Below are 16,087 nucleotides of genomic sequence, written 5' to 3'. Positions count from 1 at the left end.
GCCTGATCCGAGGGCGGGTTCACCGCAGGTCGGCGGCCTGCGTCAAGAGGCGTGTGGTGTGGGTGCGGTGGTGATCCGCTGCGGGTGTGGTGAGGGTGCCGTGTGGGCGCGGTGAGCCGGGTGGCGTAAACGTGACGGTCCGGCGCGTGGCAACGATGTCAGGTATCCGTCAATGCGTAAAGGATTCCCATGGGGTCGGTGATGCACAGGTATACGCCAGCGGTTCGATCGGGCCGCAGCCGGCGAACACCCGGCATCAGGTCACGCCCAAGGGAGACCCACCTTGCGCATACCCTTCCTCAGACGCGGCGTGGTCGCCGCGCTCACGACCGCCGCGCTTGCCGCGCTGGGGCTGCAAGTGCCCCTGGCGGCAACGGCATCGGCCGCGCCCGCGGCCACCAAGTCCCACACCGGCGCGGTCCGTGCGTGCGGCACCCCCAAGCCCGGCCAGTTCTCCTGCTTCGCGCTGCGGCGTACCGACGTGCCCGCCAAGAAGGGGGTCCAGCCGCACGCCGCCACCCCGGCCGGCTTCGGGGCCGGCGACCTGCAGAGCGCCTACGCGCTTCCCGCGGACGGCGGTGCGGGCCAGACGGTCGCCATCGTCGACGCGTACGACGACCCGAACGCGGCGGCCGACCTGGCCGTCTACCGCGACCAGTTCGGGCTGCCCGCGTGCACCGTGGACAGCGGCTGCTTCACCAAGGTGAGCCAGCGCGGCGGCACCGACGACCTGCCCTCGCCCGACCCCGACTGGTCCGGCGAGATCTCCCTCGACATCGACATGGTCTCCGCGGCCGCACCGAACGCCCACATCCTGCTGGTCGAGGCGGACACGGCGAACTTCGAGGACCTCGGCGCCGCGGTGGACGAGGCGGTCGCGCTCGGCGCGAAGTACGTCTCCAACTCCTACGGCACCGGCTACGACTCCACCCCCGGCAGCGGCGAGGACCCCTCCGAGGCGACCTCGATGGACCCGTACTACAACCACCCGGGCGTGGCGGTCGTGGCCTCCTCCGGTGACGGCGACTACGGGGTGAGCTACCCGGCCGCCTCGCAGTACGTCACCTCCGTCGGCGGCACCGCACTCACCAAGGACACCGGCACCAGCCGCGGTTGGTCCGAGTCGGTGTGGAACAACGCCTACGGCGGCCCCGGTTCCGGCTGCTCGCTCTACGAGCCCAAGCCGGCCTTCCAGACCGACACCGCCTGCGACAACCGCACGGTCGCCGACGTCTCCGCGGTCGCCGACCCCGAGACCGGCGTCTCGGTCTACCAGACCTACGGTGGCGGCGGCTGGTCGGTGTACGGCGGCACCAGCGCGTCGTCCCCGCTCATCGCGGGCGTCTACGCGTCGGCCGGCACCCCCGGCGACGGCACGTACCCGAACGCGTACCCCTACGCCCAGGCCGGCGCGCTCAACGACGTGACCACCGGCAACAACGGCAGCTGCACCCCGGCTGCCCTGTGCACCGCCGGTCCCGGCTACGACGGCCCGACCGGGCTCGGCACGCCCAACGGCCTGGCCGCGTTCCGCAGCGGCCCGCACGGCGTGATCAGCGGCAAGGTCACCGACCACGCCACCGGCGACCCGATCTCCGGCGCGATCGTCAAGGCCGGTGACCACAGCGCCACTTCGGGCGCCGACGGCAGCTACAAGCTGGACATCCCGCCGGGCGCCTACGACCTGACCGCCTCCGCGTACGGCTACGCGGACGGCTCGGCCACCGGCGTGCAGCTCGACGACGGGGCCACCGTCACCGAGTCGTTCGCGCTGGACTCGGTGCCGCAGCAGACCGTCTCCGGCAAGGTCACCGACGGCTCCGGCCACGGCTGGCCGCTGTACGCGAAGATCACCGCGGCCGGCGTGCCCGGCGGTCCGGTCTTCACCGACCCGACCACCGGCGACTTCTCCCTGAAGCTGCCCCAGGGCAGCTCGTACACGCTGCACGTGACCGCGGACTACCCCGGCTACCAGGCCGTGGACAAGACGGTCACCGTGGGCACCGCCGACCAGACCGCCAACGTCACGGTGCCGGTCGACCCGGCCTCCACCGACGCGCCCGGCTACTCGGTCTCGCTGAGCGGACCGACCGAGCCGTTCACCTCCACCACCGGCCCGCCGGACGGCTGGACCGTCTCCAACGCCGACGGCAGCAACGGCGGTTGGACCTTCGACGACCCGGGCTCCCGCGGCAACCTCACCGGCGGTGACGGCGGCTTCGCCATCGTCGACAGCGACCACATCGGGCAGGGGGCGAGCCAGGACACCTCGCTCGTGTCGCCGTCCTTCGACCTCAGTTCCGCCAGCGGCCCGCTGCTGAGCTTCGACACCGACTACAAGTCGTACACCGGCTCCGTCGCCGACGTCGACGTCTCCACCGACGGCGGCGGCACCTGGTCCACCGTGTGGCACAAGACCACCACGGCCGTGAACGGCCATGTCGAGGTGCCGCTGACCGACTACGCGGGCAAGAGCGACGTCAAGGTGCGCTTCCACTACACCGGCGACTGGGCCTACTGGTGGGAGCTGGACAACGTCTTCGTCGGCCAGCGCAGTTACGACCCGGTGGCCGGCGGCATCGTGGTCGGCAACGTCACCGACGCCAACACGGGTGCCGGCGTCAACGGTGCCACCGTCACCAGCGGTGACGCCCCCGCCGACCACACCACCACCGTGGCCACGCCGGACGACCCCAACGTGGGCGACGGCTTCTACTGGCTCTTCTCGCACAAGACCGGCAAGCACCCGCTGACGGCGGCGGCCTCGCACTACACCTCCGCCACCGCCACCTCCAACGTGCCGTCCAACGGCGCCGTGGACACCGATCTCACCCTCAAGGCCGGGCAGTTGAGCGTGACGCCGGCCTCGATCGACAAGACCGTCGCCTGGGGCAAGAGCGCCACGCAGAAGGTCACCGTGAAGAACACCGGCACCGCTCCGGCCACCGTCACGGTGGGCGAGAACCCCGGCGGGGTCACGGTGCAGGCCAAGGGCGCGCCGCTCAACCTCGTCAAGGGCGACTACTCGCCGCTGGCCCTCGCCAAGCACGGCAGCGCCGCAGCCAAGCCCGGTGCGGGCAAGGCGGGTTCGGGCAAGGCCGGTGCCACGCCCCAGGCCGCGACCGCGGCGCAGGGCGCGGCCGGTGACGCCTGGCAGACCGTCCCCGACCTGCCGGTCGCGACCGGTGACAACACGGTCGACACCTGGCAGGGCACCGTCTACTCGGCGTTCGGCTTCACGGGCGCCACCGACACCAGCGACCTGTACGCGTACAGCGCGGACAGCGGCGCGTGGACGAAGCTGGCCTCGGCCGCCGACACCCGCGAGTCGCCCGCGCACGGGATCATCGACGGCAAGCTCTACGCCGCCGGTGGCTGGGGCCCCGACGGCTCGCCCGACGCCAAGCTGGAGATCTACGACATCGCCGGCAACACCTGGTCGACGGGTGCGAACTCGCCCAAGCCGTACGCCGGTTCGGGCACGGCCGTACTCGACGGCAAGCTGTACTCGGTCGGTGGCTGCACCGCCACCGCCTGCGGCACCACCGACGTGACCGTGTACGACCCGGCCAGCGACTCCTGGTCGACGGCCGCGGCCTACCCGGAGTCGGTGGCGTGGGAGTCCTGCGGCGCGGTCGCGGGCAAGCTCTACTGCGCGGGCGGCACCACCGACGCCGGCAGCATCACCCACGGCTACGTCTACGACCCCGCCGCGGACTCCTGGTCGCCGATCGCCGACCAGCCCACCGACGCGTGGGGCTCCGCGTACACCGCCGCGAACGGCCTGCTGCTGGTCGAGGGCGGCGCCGTCAACAACGCCGCCGCGCTGACCAACCAGACCTGGGCGTACGACCCGACCGCCAACTCCTGGAGTGCGCTGCCCAACGCGAACTCCTCGCTCTACCGGGGTGGCGGCTCGGCCGGCTTCTACGCCGTCGGCGGTCTGGTCGGCAGCACGCCGGACGGCAGCGCCGAGGTGCTGCCCGGCTACGACCAGGTCGGCTCCACCGACGTCACGTGGCTGTCGGAGAGCACGGACACGGTGACCGTGCAGCCCGGCAAGAGCGCGAGCTTCACGGTCACGCTCGACGCGTCGGTGCCCGAGATCACCCAACCCGGCACCTACACCGCGTCGTTGAACCTCGCCAGTGACACGCCGTACCGGGTCGCCCCGCTCGGCGTCTCGTTCACCGTCAAGCCCCCGGCCACCTGGGGGAAGATCACCGGCGTCGTCTCAGCCTCCGGGGGCGCGCCGCTCGCCGGCGCGACGGTCCAGATCGACACCTGGGCCACGCACTACACCCTGAAGACGGCCACCGACGGGAGTTACGCGCTCTGGCTCGACACGCGTAACAACCCGCTCCAGCTCATCGTGGCGAAGGACGGCTACCAGCCGACCGTGGCCACGGTGAAGATCATCAAGGGGGCCACCACGACGACGAACTTCGCGCTGCTGAAGGACTAGCCGCTGAAGGACTTGCGGCTCCCCGCGGCCCCCGTCGCCCGCCTTGCTGGTGGGCGACGGGGGCTCGCGCCGTTCCTCCGGGGCCGCTGAGTCATCCGGGGAGACCGGTGACCCGCAGCGTCAGGTTCAATCGCCCTGAGGCGAGGCCCGTTGCCGGATCTCCGGTACGGGGGCGGACCTTGGGGACACCGTGGTGGGCGTAGCGCGAGGCGCCGCCGAAGACGAAGAGGTCCCCGGACTCCAACTCGACGTCGGTGTAGGGCTTCGTGCGGGTGCGGGTGTTGCCGAAGCGGAAGACGCAGGTGTCGCCGATGCTCAGGGAGACCACGGGGGCGTCGGAGCGCTCGTCCTTGTCCTGGTGCATCCCCATCGTGGCGGCGCCGTCGTAGAAGTTGACCAGCGCCGTGTCGGGTGCGTACCCGGTGCCCGCCGCCGGGTCCTGGTAGGCGTCGACCACCGCCGCACGTCCCAACTCCGCAAGCCAGGAGGGGAATGCGGCCACCTGGGCACCGTTCACGTCGGGCGCGGTGCGGGAGTAGGCATAAGGGTGCCAGTGCCAGCCGACACAGACGGTCTGTACGGACATCACCCCGCCGCGCGGCAGGCGGGTGTGCCGCATCTGTACCGGCCCGCTCGCCCATTCCCGGCAGGCGGCGACCAGTTCGCGCTGACGGTCCGGGCCGAGCCAGCCGGGCACGTGGACCGCGCCGGGTGCCGGGCTGCTGCGCGGTCGTGGCAGCAACGCGGTCACGACGGGTCGTCCTCGCCGTGCGGGTGACGATCCCTCAGGTGGGCCTGGGTGGTGGAGAGTTCGTCACGCAGCACGCGCGCCGCGAGATCGGGTTCGCCCGCGGCGATCGCCTCCACCAGTGCCGCGTGCGCGGCCTCTCCGTGCTCCTCGTCGTGGGTGCGCACGTCCATCAGGTCGAGAAGCGCCAGCATGTTCTCCCGCAGCACGGGCGCGAACTCGGCGAACAGGTCGGTGAGCACGGGGTTGTACGCGGCGGCGACCACGGCGGTGTGCAGCGCGATGTCCGCGTCGATGAAGGCGGCGCCCGGCCCACCGGCCGCCCGGCCGCGGTTTCCGTTTCCGCCGCCTCCGTTTCCGCTGCCGTCCCCGTCCCCGCCCTCGTCCGTACGGTCCGTGCCGTCCGCGCCGTAGACGTCGTCGGCCGCCGCGGTCCGCACCGTGAGGGCCGTCCGCAGCGCCGCCACGTCCTCCGGTCTGCGCCGGACCGCCGCCAGCCGCGCGGCCTGGACCTCCAGCATCGCGCGCACCTCGTAGACGTCGGCCAGGGCGGCGCGCCGCAGCCGGGCCGGCCAGTCCTGGACCGGGCGGTCGGCGATGACGAAGACCCCCGCGCCCTGCCGGGTCCGCACCATCCCCGCGCCCGCCAGCGCCCGCAGCGCCTCGCGCACGGTGGAGCGGCCCACCCCCAGCAGGGTGGCGAGCGTGGTCTCACCCGGCAGCTTCGTGCCGACCGGCCACTGCCCGCCGGTGATCTGCTCCCGCAGCCGCTCCGCCGCCTGCTCGACCAGCGGGCTGGGCCGTAGCGAACCGAGCGCCATTGCCGTCTCCACCTCTCCGTCCACCCCTCGGGGCCCCGACTCTATCGGCTGGGATGACCTCTCAGCTTGTCTGAGGACCTGAGATGTGGCTAAGGTGTCCGCCATGACGCAGCGGAGCCTTCTTCTCGGCCGCCGCGGCGGGGCCTGAGGAGACCGGCACCCCGCCGCGGGGTTTGGTGCTGCCGGTCGACCAACCGGCGACCACGAACGGATCGGCCCCACCATGACCACGCACCCCGCACACCACCCGGCCGGCGGCGCCTGCCCGGGCGACTCGCGCCCCGCCCAGCGACCGGCCGGCGCCGTACCCGCCGCCCGGCCCGACGCCTCCACCGGCAGCGCCCCCGGCGACGCCGCGGTGCCCGCGCTGCGCACCCCGGCCGGCCCGGTTCCCGCCGGCGCCCCCTGGTGGAACCCGCAGCGCGGCAGCGCGATGCCGTACCACCGCTACCGCCCCGCGCGGGAGCGCGTCGAGGTGCGGACCACCGGCGGACGGTACTGGCCCTCCCAGCGGATCGAGCACGCGCCGCTGTGGGTCCCGGTGGACCTGCGGGACGGCAACCAGGCGCTCGCCGAGCCGATGGACCCGGCCCGCAAGCGCCGGATGTTCGACGTCCAGGTCGCGATGGGCTTCAAGGAGATCGAGGTCGGCTACCCCTCGGCGAGCCGCGCCGACTTCGACTTCGTCCGCCACCTCGCCACCTCAGGCGCCGTACCCGACGACGTGACCGTGGTCGTGTTCACCGCGGCCCGGGCCGACCTGATCGAGCGGACCTTCGCCTCGATCGCCGGCCTGCCGCGCGCGGTGGTGCACCTGTACACCGCGACCGCGCCGGTCTGGCGCGAGGTCGTCATCGGCCGGGAGCGGGCCGAACTGCGCGCGCTCATCGAGGAGTCGGCCACCTTGATGGCCCGGCTCGGGGACGGGCGGCCCGGCGTGCGCTTCCAGTTCTCGCCCGAGGTCTTCAACCTCACCGAGCCCGACTACGTCCTGGAGGTCTGCAACGGCCTGACCGCGCTGTGGGACGCCGCCCCGGACCGCCCGGTGATCCACAACCTCCCGGCCACCGTGGAGATCGCCACACCCAACATCTACGCCGACCAGATCGAGTACATGCACCGCCACCTCGACCGCAGGGACGCGGTGATCCTGTCGGTGCACCCGCACAACGACCGCGGCACCGGCGTGGCCTGCGCCGAACTCGCCCTGCTCGCCGGGGCGCAGCGCGTCGAGGGCTGCCTGTTCGGCAACGGCGAGCGCACCGGCAACGTGGACCTGGTCACCCTCGCGCTGAACCTGCACACCCAAGGCGTCGACCCCATGCTGGACTTCTCCGACATCGACGCGATCCGCGCCACCGTCGAGTACTGCAACCGCCTGCCGGTGCCCGGCCGCCACCCCTACGTCGGGGACCTGGTGCACACCGCCTTCTCCGGCACCCACCAGGACGCCATCAAGAAGGGCTTCGAGCACCACGCCCGCCGCGCCGCCGAGTTGGGCCTGCCGCCGGCCCAGGCGCCCTGGGACGTGCCCTACCTGCCGATCGACCCCGCCGACCTCGGCCGCGACTACGAAGCGGTGATCCGCGTCAACAGCCAGTCCGGCAAGGGCGGTATCGCCTACCTGCTCAAGGACCGGTACGGCCTGGACCTGCCGCCGGCCCTGCGCGCCGACTTCTCCCGGATCGTGCAGGCCGCCGCCGACGACAGCGGTGAGGAGGTCACCGCGAAGGCCCTGTGGGACCTCTTCCAGGCGGCCTACCTCATGCCCGCCGACCGCGGCCCGCTCACCCTGACCGGCTGGCACGCCGCCGAAGTCGCCCCGGGCCGGCACGAGTTCACCGGCACCCTGCACGACGCCACCGGGGCTGACCCGGCGGACCCGGACCGCGGCCGTACGGTCACGGGCGCCGGCAACGGGCCGCTGTCCGCGCTCACCGACGCGCTGGCGACCGCGGGCGTCCCCGTGCACATCGAGCACTACGCCGAACACGCCACCGGCCCCGGCCCCGACAGCGCGGCGGTCGCGTACGTCCGGATCAGGTCGGGCGAGGACACCTGGTGGGGCGCGGGGCAGGACACCTCGGTGCTCACCGCCTCGGTCCGCTCGGTGCTCGCCGCCGTCAACCGGGCGCGCGGGAAAGCGTCCTGACGGTCGCCAACGCGACCTCTGAGAAACAGAAGTGACGCCGTGTCACATCGCTTGGCCCCGCCGCGCACACCGCGTGGCGGGGCCGAACGGGCCACGGGTAATACGGACTTCGGGGTTCCTGGTGACGCGGATCGCGGTCGGCGGGAGCATGGCGCCATGCAGTACGTGGGATCGTCGAGCTGGCTGATAAGAATCGACACGCCTGTCGGTCTCCTGATGGGGTTGTACCTCCGTGATGCCGCCGGTCTGCAGCCGGTCGTGGCGGTCGAGGTGCCAGCCGTGGTGCCCGCCGTCGCGATCCGGGCGGACCTCGCTCCGCTCGCCGTTCCGGCGGCGTCGGTGCAGTGGGCCCGGTGGTGGGACCAGGAGTTGGCGAGGCAGGACGGACCCGGGCGAGGTTTCTTCCGGCCGGACCGCGGGTTCAAGGGCGCGGAACTCGGCGCGCTGGTGGACGCGTGCCATGACGACGCCGCGCGGTGGAGCGCCGACCGGCACCACGAAGCCTCGCCGCTCAGGACACCCGGCAGCGAGAACGGCCTCGTGGCCGCGGTGGAGGCGGAGATCGGCCGCAGGGCCCGCCCGTTCGAGCTGACGATCACCGTGTTGCCGGTCGCGGGATCGGCCGGCTGGCGGGTGTCCGCGGGCCATGTCGTGGTCAGCCGCGCCTTCCGCACGGACCAGGCGGCCTACCGCCCGTGGCTCACCCAGGTCCTCCGCGAGTTGGCCTGAGCGCCAGGGCGCGCGCCTCTGCGCCCCTCGAAGGGCGAGCGCCGGGGCGGTGGACCCGAGGGCTCAGGTCGTGCCGCTTCCGGGTGGGGCCGCGGCTCAGCCCAGTGCCGCGAGCAGGCGGGAGAGCGGGTTGGCCAGTCCCCAGCGCTCGGTGAGGGCCGCGAGGGCGGCCGGGTCCGCGGGCCGGGACGGAAGCGTGGCGTCGAACGCGGGAAGCGGAACGTCGGTGGCGACGCGCACCACCTTGGGGGCCACGTCGAGATACCCGGAGGCCGCGAGGATGTTCCGGCGGCGGGCCGGAGTGAGCTTGGAGAACGGCTCGTCGGCGGCGGAGCGGACACCGGCCAGGTCGCCGTAGAGGGTGACCAGTTCGGCCGCGGTCTTCTCGCCGATGCCCTTGACCCCCGGCAGTCCGTCGCTCGGGTCACCGCGCAGCGCGGCGAAGTCGGCGTACTGGTCCGCCCGGACCCCGTAGCGGGTCGCGATGGCCTCCGCGTCGATCACGTCGCAGTCGCCGACGCCCTTGCGCGGGTAGAGCACGCGCACCCCGCGGTCGTCGTCGACGAGCTGGAAGAGGTCGCGGTCGCCGGTGACGATGGCCACGGGCCCGGTGGAGGCGGTGGCGAGGGTGCCGATCACGTCGTCCGCCTCGTAGTCCGGCACGCCGACCCGGGCGATGCCGACCGCGTCAAGCACCGCCTCGATCACCGGGACCTGCGGGGAGAGCGTGTCGGGCACCTCCTCGCTGCCCGCCTCGGGGTCGGCGACGCGGTGCGCCTTGTAGGAGGGGATGAGGTCGACCCGCCACTGGGGCCGCCAGTCCGCGTCCATGCACGCCACCAGCGCGGTGGGGGAGTGGTCGGTGACGAGCCGCGCGATGAAGTCGATCAGGCCGCGCACCGCGTTGACCGGGGTGCCGTCGGGCGCCCGCACCGACTCCGGCACCCCGAAGTACGCGCGGAAGTAGAGGCTGGCGGTGTCGAGCAGCAGCAGCTCCCCGCCGGTGCGGTCGCCGCCGCCTGGCTTCTCGTTCGTCACGCGGCCAGCATCGCACGCCCCACCGACAGGCCGCCGTACCGTGGGGTGATGACCGAACAGGAGCCCGTCCGGCCGGCGGTACGGCGGGTGGTGTCCCTGGTGCCGTCGCTGACCGAGGCGGTCGCCGCGACCGCGCCCGGTCTGCTCGTCGGCGCCACCGACTGGTGCACCCACCCGGCCGACCTGGACGTGGTGCGGATCGGCGGCACCAAGAACCCCGACACGGCCGCCGTCGCCGCCCTCGCCCCCGACCTGGTGATCGCCAACGAGGAGGAGAACCGCGCGCCGGACCTGGCCGACCTGCGGGCGGCCGGGCTGCGGGTGCTGGTCACCGAGGTCCGCTCGCTGCCGCAGGCGTTCGCCGAGCTCCACCGGGTGCTGGTCGACGGCTGCGGCCTGCGCCGGCCCGGCTGGCTGGACGCCGCCGAGTCCGCGTGGCGCGACCTGCCGCCCGTGCGGACGGACGAGCAGGACGGCCCGCGGCCGGACGGGCACGACAACGTACGCGCGCCCGCGTCCCGCGACGTACCGGCCGGCGTACCCGCCGACGGGCCGCAGCACGTACGCCCCGGCGGGCCCGCTCCGGCGGCAGGGCGGCGGCTGCGCGCGGTCGTCCCGATCTGGCGGCGCCCCTGGATGGCGCTCGGCCGCGACACCTTCGCCGGCGACCTGCTCGCCCGCCTCGGCATCGACCACGTCCTCGCCGGCCACGACGAGCGCTACCCGCGCTTCGACCCGGCCGACCTGCCCGCCACCGACCTCGTCGTGCTGCCCGACGAGCCTTACCGCTTCACCGCGGACGACGGCCCCGAGTCGTTCCCGGGGCTGCCCGCCGCGCTGGTCAGCGGACGGCACCTGACCTGGTACGGACCCTCGCTCGTGGAGGCGCCCGCGGTCCTCGGGGCGGCGCTGCGCGGCGCCCGGGCGTACCCCGCGCCGCCGGCCGGCGGCAGGCGCCCGCGGCGCACGCGCGACCCCGGCGGCACCGGACCCGGGGCGTGACCGGGATGTGACCCCCGTCCTTACAGGATTCTCATGCTGGGGCCATAAGGTGACGCCGTGACGACGACGACCCCGCCCGGCTGGTACCCAGAGCCCGGGCACACAGGCAACGGCCCGGCCATGGAACGCTGGTGGGACGGGACCACGTGGACGGAGTACACCAGGACGGCGCCCGTGCCGACCGGTGCCCCCGCGAACGGGCAGCAGCCCTACGGCGGCCAGCCCTCGTACGCGCCGTACCCCTCGGGCGACGTCATAGGCTCGCCGGGCGGCGGCAACCGGCGGCCGCGCACCGTGGCGATCGCCATCGTGGTCGCGCTCGTCGTCATCGGCGGCATCGTCGCCGCGGTCGTCGCGGTGGGCAACAACGGCAGTGACAGCGCCGACAAGAAGAACAGCCCGACGCCGAGCGCCACCCTGCCGCAGCACACCGGCGGACCGCAGGACCCGCAGTCGCAGAACCCGGACGACCCGACGGACCCCGGCGCCCCCTCCGACGGCGGCCCGGCCGTGGACCTCCTCGACGGCATCAGCCTGCCCGTCCTCGACGGCTGGACCGGCGGCACCTCCCAGGACGGCAGCGCAAGCGTCTCCACCGGCAGCTACGACTGCCCCAACGACACCACCGGCCAGCAGTCCTGCTCGCTCGGCGGCGCCTACTCGGAACCCGCGAAGTCGCTGAAGATCACCGCGACCACGGCCGAGGCCGCCGCCAAGCAGGACATCGCGGGCAACGCGTCCTCGTCCTACAACTCCGACACCTACGGCGCGACGACCTCGCACCAGCAGCTCCAGTCCAAGGCGGTCACCGTCGCCGGACAGCAGGGCTACCTGGTCCGCTGGAAGATCAGCACCAAGTCGGGCACCGGCGGCTACGTCGAGTCGCTCGCGTTCCCTTCACCGAGCCACAGCAGCCAGATCGTCATCGTCCGCTTCGGCTTCGACATCACCGCCAAGGCGCCCGGTCAGGACGTCATCGACCAGATCACCCAGGGCATCAAGGCCGACAGCAGCGCCGGCTCCGGCGGGAGCACCGGCGGCACCGGCGTCTGACCGGCGGCCCGGGCGCCTGACAGCCCCGGCCGCCGCCGATCCGGCAACGAGGTGGCGGCTCCCCGACCGTTCGGGGGTCGCCACCGCGCCGCTCACAGGAACGTTTTCCCCTCGCCCCGGTACGTCGGCACCTCTGCCACCACCCGGTCGCCCTCGATCAGCCGCAACCGGTCGAAGCGCTCGCACAGTTCGCCCGCCTTCGCGTGCCGGAACCACACCTTGTCGCCGATCAGCAGGTCGTCGGCGGCCGAGCCGAGCAGCGGGGTCTGCACCTCGCCCGGCCCCTCCTGCGCGTCGTAGCGCAGCCCCTCCGGCAGGTACGGCACCGGCAGCCGGTCGGCGCCCGCCGCGCCCGAGGCCGGGTAGCCGCCGCCGAGCACCGTGACCACGCCGACGCCGGGGCGGCGCACCACGGGCAGGCCGAACAGCGCGGCCGGGCGGCCCCGGAAGGACGTGTAGTTGTCGAACAGCCGCGGCACGTAGAGGCCGGAGCCGGCCGCGATCTCGGTGACCGCGTTCTCCGCCGCGGTGGACTGCACGCTGCCGGTGCCGCCGCCGTTGACGAACTCCAGGTCGGGCACGACCGCGCGGACCGCCCGTACCGCCTCCGCGCGCCGCGCCGCCAGCTCCCGGCGTGCCGCGGACTGCATCAGCCGGATCGCCAACGACCGTGCGGGGCGGCCCTTCAGCGTGTCACCGACCCCCGCGATGTGCCCTTCGTAGGCCATGATGCCGACCACCCGGAACCCCGGCCGGGCGCCGATCGCGCGGGCCGTGTCGGCTATGCGCTCCGGCGAGTGCAACGGCGAGCGCAGCGCGCCGATACGCAACCGGCCGCCCAACTTCCGCAGACTGGTGTCGAGTTCGAGACAAACGCGGACCGTCTCGGTGCCGCCCGCGCCGCGCGCCGCGTCGATCAGGTCGAGCTGCGCGAGGTCGTCGACCATCACCGTGACCGTACGGGCCAGCTTCGGGTCGGCGGTCAGCTCGGCGAAGCCGTCCCGGTCGGCGGACGGGTAGGCCAGCAGCACGTCGGTGAAACCGGTGCGGGCCAGCCACAGCGACTCGGCGAGGGTGAAGGACATGATGCCCTCGAAACCCTCACGGGCCAGGGCGCGTTCGAGCAACGCGCGGCAGCGCACCGACTTCGACGCGATCCTGATCGGCTTCCCGCCCGCCCGCCGGACCAGGTCCGCGGCGTTCGCGTCGAAGGCATCGAGATCGACGATCGCCAGCGGCGCGTCGAGGTGCGCGGTGGCCCGGTCGTACCGGACCCGGTCGGCAGTGCGGTGGGCCATGGACGCAGCCTGCCAGACACACCTACCGAGCGGTAGACCCCTCGGCTCCGCCCAGTGGCAACCGCACCCCGCAGCAACCCCGTAGAGTGACGCGCACATCGACGGGAACGGTCACGAGGGAGCGCCGGGTGAGCACCGGAGTGGACAACGGAAGCACCCCGCCTGCTTCCTTCCCCACCCTCCATCCCACCGCCGGCCGATCGCCGGCCGGGCCGCCCCCGCCACCACTCGGCCCACCCGGCCCATCCGACCCACCCGGCCCACCGGAACGGGAGCGCTCAACTCCCGTGCCCCCGCCGCCTTCCGCGCCGCCCCGGCCCGCCGCGCAACCGCTGCCGGCGGAGCAGCCGCACCCGGCGCCGCCGTCCGCGGTCCCGCCCTCGGCGTTTCCGCCCCCGCCGGCCGGACCACCGGCCACGGCGACCCCGCGCACCTCTCCCACGACGCCCCCGGCGCCGCCGTCCCGCCGCCCGGCGACCGCGGCGGCCCCCCTCATACCGCCGCCGCCGGCATCCCCGCCGCCCGCACGGGCCGTTCCCCCGGCGCCCGTTGAGCCGCCTGCCGCGGCCGCGTCCGTGCCGCCGCCGGCGCCGCCCGCGCCTCCGTACACGCACCCGGCCGTCCCCGCGTCATCCGCCAGGGCCGCCTCCACCCGCAGCCGGCGGGTGCTCGCCGCCGCGTGCCTGGTGGTCGGGCTCGGCCTGGTCGGCGGGGCCGTCGCGGGCGCCGTGATCACGCACACCCCGCACCCGCCCGCGCCGGTCGCGGACGGCAGCCCGCAGGCGTTCGCGCAGGCCCGCGACGTGTGGCGCAACACCCCGGTGGACAAGCTGTTCCCGCCATCCGTCGACGGCAAGAACGGCGGGCCCGGCGGCGCCGACCGCTCCTGGACCCGGATCGGCGTGGCCGCGCCCGCGAGGTGCACGGGAGCCTTCGACCCGCTGCTCCAGCAGGTGCTGGCGCCGGCCGGCTGCGCACGCCTGCTGCGCGCCACGTACGTCGACAGCACCTCGACCACCGTCACCACGGTCGGCCTGCTCGTCGGCTCCGGCCAGGCCCCGGCGATGAACGCGCTCGCCAAGCGGTGGACCGACCAGCACCTCGGCGAGCGGATCGACCTGCTGCCGAAGCCCGTCGCGTTCCCGGGCACCCCCGCCGCCCGCTTCGGGGACCGCCAGCGCGGGAGTTGGGACGTCCAGGTCTCCGCCGACCTGCCGTTCGTGGTCTACGCCGTCAGCGGTTTCGCCGACGGCCGCACCGTCCCCCAGCCACAGCCCGCGGACAAGGCCGACGCGCAAGGCGCCACCACCGCGCCCGCGCAGGCCGGGCTCGGCTTCGACGCCACCGGGCTCGCCTCCGCCGTCGACGACCACCTGCAGACGGCCGTCGCCGCGCTGCGCCACCCGCCGACCACCGGCTCGGAGCACCACGGATGACCCCCGCCCAGCGCGCGCGCAGCGCAGCGACTCCGGCCGCCACCGCGCCCTCCGCCACGCCCGCTCGTCGCCGCGCACGCGCCACCAGCGCCGCCGTCCGCGCCCTCGCCGCGCTGGTGGCGGCCGGTGCGACGGTCGCGCTCGCCGCCGCTCCCGCCGCCGCCGACAACGCACGCGCCTCCGACTGGGCGCTGTCCGCGCTGCACGCGCAAGCCGCGTGGCGGACCACCAAGGGCGCCGGCGTCACCGTGGCGGTGCTGGACACCGGGGTCGACCCGACCCACCCCGACCTCACCGGCCAGGTGCTCAAGGGCAAGGACGAGGTCGGGTTCGGCGCGAAACCCGGTGACAAGGCGTGGGCCAAGCACGGCACCGGGATGGCGGCGATCATCGCCGGACACGGCCACGGCCCGGGGCACGGCGACGGCGTGCTCGGCATCGCCCCGCAGGCCCGCATCCTGCCGGTCCGGGTGATCCTGGAGGACAAGGACCCGCAGCGGCAGAAGGCCAGGACCGACCGCGGCGACGCCCTGCCCGCCGGCATCCGCTGGGCCGTCGACCACGGCGCCGACGTCATCAACCTCTCGCTCGGCGACGACAGCGCCACCGCGGCGCCGGTCGCCGCCGAGGACGACGCGATCCGCTACGCGCTGAGCAAGGGCGTCGTGGTCGTCGCGTCCGCGGGCAACGGCGGCGACGCCGCCGACCGCTCCTCCTACCCCGCCGCCTATCCCGGGGTGATCGCCGTGGCGGCGGTCGACCGGCACGGCGAGCACGCCTCCTTCTCCACCCACCGCTGGTACGCGTCCGTCTCCGCGCCCGGCGTCGAGGTCGTCATCGCCGACCCCGACCGGACCTACTACAACGGATGGGGCACCAGCGCGGCCTCCGCGTACGCCTCGGGGGCCGCCGCGCTGATCCGCTCCGCGAACCCGAAGCTCAGCCCGGCACAGGTCAAGCAGGTGCTGGAGGACACCACGCTGGACAAGCCCCCGGGCGGGCGGAACGACGAGGTCGGCACCGGGCTGATCGACCCCGCGGCCGCGCTCGCCGCGGCGAAGAAGCTCAGGCCGGCCCCGGTGCTGCCCACGCCCGCGGCCTACCCGCACGCGTACTTCGCGCCCGGCCCGACCGCCCCGCCCGCGGCCGCCTCCTCGTCCCAGCTCCTCGCCAACGGCGCGGCCACCGCCTTCGCCGCGGTCGGCGCCGCACTCATCGCCGTGGCGGGCCTGCTCTACTTCCGGGTCCGCCGGCGGGCCTGAGAGCGGGTTCGCACCGCGCGGCACGGCGGAAGGCGCGGGGCGTCGGTGGGCGGCCCGGGCTGTTCGGTGGGCGGTCCGGGCTG

11 protein-coding genes are annotated in these 16,087 nt (G+C 74.2%); 7 read left to right on the top strand and 4 right to left on the bottom strand.

Translation table 11 applies throughout. The annotated features are described in order from the left end of the window. Positions 1-283 precede the first annotated feature (283 nt). Positions 284-4,465, top strand: coding sequence for a carboxypeptidase regulatory-like domain-containing protein (locus OG370_RS07560; RefSeq protein ID WP_328461889.1), 4,182 nt, complete (start codon positions 284-286; stop codon positions 4,463-4,465). A gap of 91 nt (positions 4,466-4,556) precedes the next feature. Here the strand turns inward: OG370_RS07560 and OG370_RS07555 are convergent, their stop codons facing one another. Both OG370_RS07555 and OG370_RS07550 read right to left on the bottom strand, forming a co-directional pair. Then, positions 4,557-5,216, bottom strand: coding sequence for an alpha-ketoglutarate-dependent dioxygenase AlkB family protein (locus OG370_RS07555; protein ID WP_328461887.1), 660 nt, complete (start codon positions 5,214-5,216; stop codon positions 4,557-4,559). After that, positions 5,213-6,034: a FadR/GntR family transcriptional regulator gene (locus tag OG370_RS07550; protein ID WP_328461885.1), complete on the bottom strand. Its 822-nt coding sequence runs from the start codon at positions 6,032-6,034 to the stop codon at positions 5,213-5,215. Before OG370_RS07550 ends, OG370_RS07555 begins: the two co-directional genes overlap by 4 nt. 433 nt (positions 6,035-6,467) lie before the next feature. Between OG370_RS07550 and OG370_RS07545 the strand changes: the two genes are divergently transcribed. Together OG370_RS07545 and OG370_RS07540 are read left to right on the top strand one after the other, a co-directional pair. Next, positions 6,468-8,186 carry a 2-isopropylmalate synthase gene (locus tag OG370_RS07545; RefSeq protein ID WP_328473875.1) on the top strand — a complete coding sequence of 573 codons (1,719 nt, stop codon included), beginning with the start codon at positions 6,468-6,470 and terminating at the stop codon, positions 8,184-8,186. A gap of 216 nt (positions 8,187-8,402) precedes the next feature. Continuing rightward, positions 8,403-8,915 carry a hypothetical protein gene (locus tag OG370_RS07540; protein ID WP_328461883.1) on the top strand — a complete coding sequence of 171 codons (513 nt, stop codon included), beginning with the start codon at positions 8,403-8,405 and terminating at the stop codon, positions 8,913-8,915. 96 nt (positions 8,916-9,011) lie between these two features. Here the strand turns inward: OG370_RS07540 and OG370_RS07535 are convergent, their stop codons facing one another. After that, on the bottom strand, positions 9,012-9,905 hold the full coding sequence (locus OG370_RS07535; protein WP_328473873.1) for a 5'-3' exonuclease: 894 nt from the start codon (positions 9,903-9,905) through the stop codon (positions 9,012-9,014). Between the two features lie 96 nt (positions 9,906-10,001). Here OG370_RS07535 and OG370_RS07530 point away from each other — a divergent pair, with 96 nt between their 5' ends. Next, complete coding sequence (locus OG370_RS07530) at positions 10,002-10,955, top strand: helical backbone metal receptor (RefSeq protein WP_328461881.1); 954 nt, start codon at positions 10,002-10,004, stop codon at positions 10,953-10,955. Between the two features lie 57 nt (positions 10,956-11,012). Beyond that, positions 11,013-12,008: a DUF2510 domain-containing protein gene (locus tag OG370_RS07525; RefSeq protein WP_328461879.1), complete on the top strand. Its 996-nt coding sequence runs from the start codon at positions 11,013-11,015 to the stop codon at positions 12,006-12,008. A 92-nt stretch (positions 12,009-12,100) separates the two neighbouring features. Here the strand turns inward: OG370_RS07525 and OG370_RS07520 are convergent, their stop codons facing one another. Beyond that, positions 12,101-13,306, bottom strand: coding sequence for an amino acid deaminase/aldolase (locus OG370_RS07520; RefSeq protein WP_328461877.1), 1,206 nt, complete (start codon positions 13,304-13,306; stop codon positions 12,101-12,103). A 665-nt stretch (positions 13,307-13,971) separates the two neighbouring features. Here OG370_RS07520 and OG370_RS07515 point away from each other — a divergent pair. Continuing rightward, a complete protein-coding gene (locus OG370_RS07515; protein ID WP_328461875.1) occupies positions 13,972-14,742 on the top strand; it encodes a hypothetical protein in 771 nt (256 codons plus the stop codon). Continuing rightward, positions 14,739-16,004 carry a type VII secretion-associated serine protease mycosin gene (gene mycP / locus OG370_RS07510; RefSeq protein WP_328461873.1) on the top strand — a complete coding sequence of 422 codons (1,266 nt, stop codon included), beginning with the start codon at positions 14,739-14,741 and terminating at the stop codon, positions 16,002-16,004. Before OG370_RS07515 ends, mycP begins: the two co-directional genes overlap by 4 nt. The last annotated feature ends 83 nt before the right edge of the window (positions 16,005-16,087 follow it).

The sequence above is a fragment of the Streptomyces sp. NBC_00448 genome (assembly GCF_036014115.1).
In the GTDB taxonomy this organism is placed as follows: domain Bacteria; phylum Actinomycetota; class Actinomycetes; order Streptomycetales; family Streptomycetaceae; genus Actinacidiphila.
This window is presented reverse-complemented; position numbering and strand designations above follow the sequence as displayed.

Excerpts from the sequence above, each read along its gene's own strand:
- OG370_RS07520 (WP_328461877.1), bottom strand. The coding sequence starts at position 13,306 with ATGGCCCACCGCACTGCCGACCGGGTCCGGTACGACCGGGCCACCGCG.
- OG370_RS07550 (WP_328461885.1), bottom strand. The coding sequence starts at position 6,034 with ATGGCGCTCGGTTCGCTACGGCCCAGCCCGCTGGTCGAGCAGGCGGCG.
- OG370_RS07530 (WP_328461881.1), top strand. The coding sequence starts at position 10,002 with ATGACCGAACAGGAGCCCGTCCGGCCGGCGGTACGGCGGGTGGTGTCC.
- OG370_RS07540 (WP_328461883.1), top strand. The coding sequence starts at position 8,403 with ATGGGGTTGTACCTCCGTGATGCCGCCGGTCTGCAGCCGGTCGTGGCG.
- OG370_RS07545 (WP_328473875.1), top strand. The coding sequence starts at position 6,468 with ATGCCGTACCACCGCTACCGCCCCGCGCGGGAGCGCGTCGAGGTGCGG.
- mycP (WP_328461873.1), top strand. The coding sequence starts at position 14,739 with ATGACCCCCGCCCAGCGCGCGCGCAGCGCAGCGACTCCGGCCGCCACC.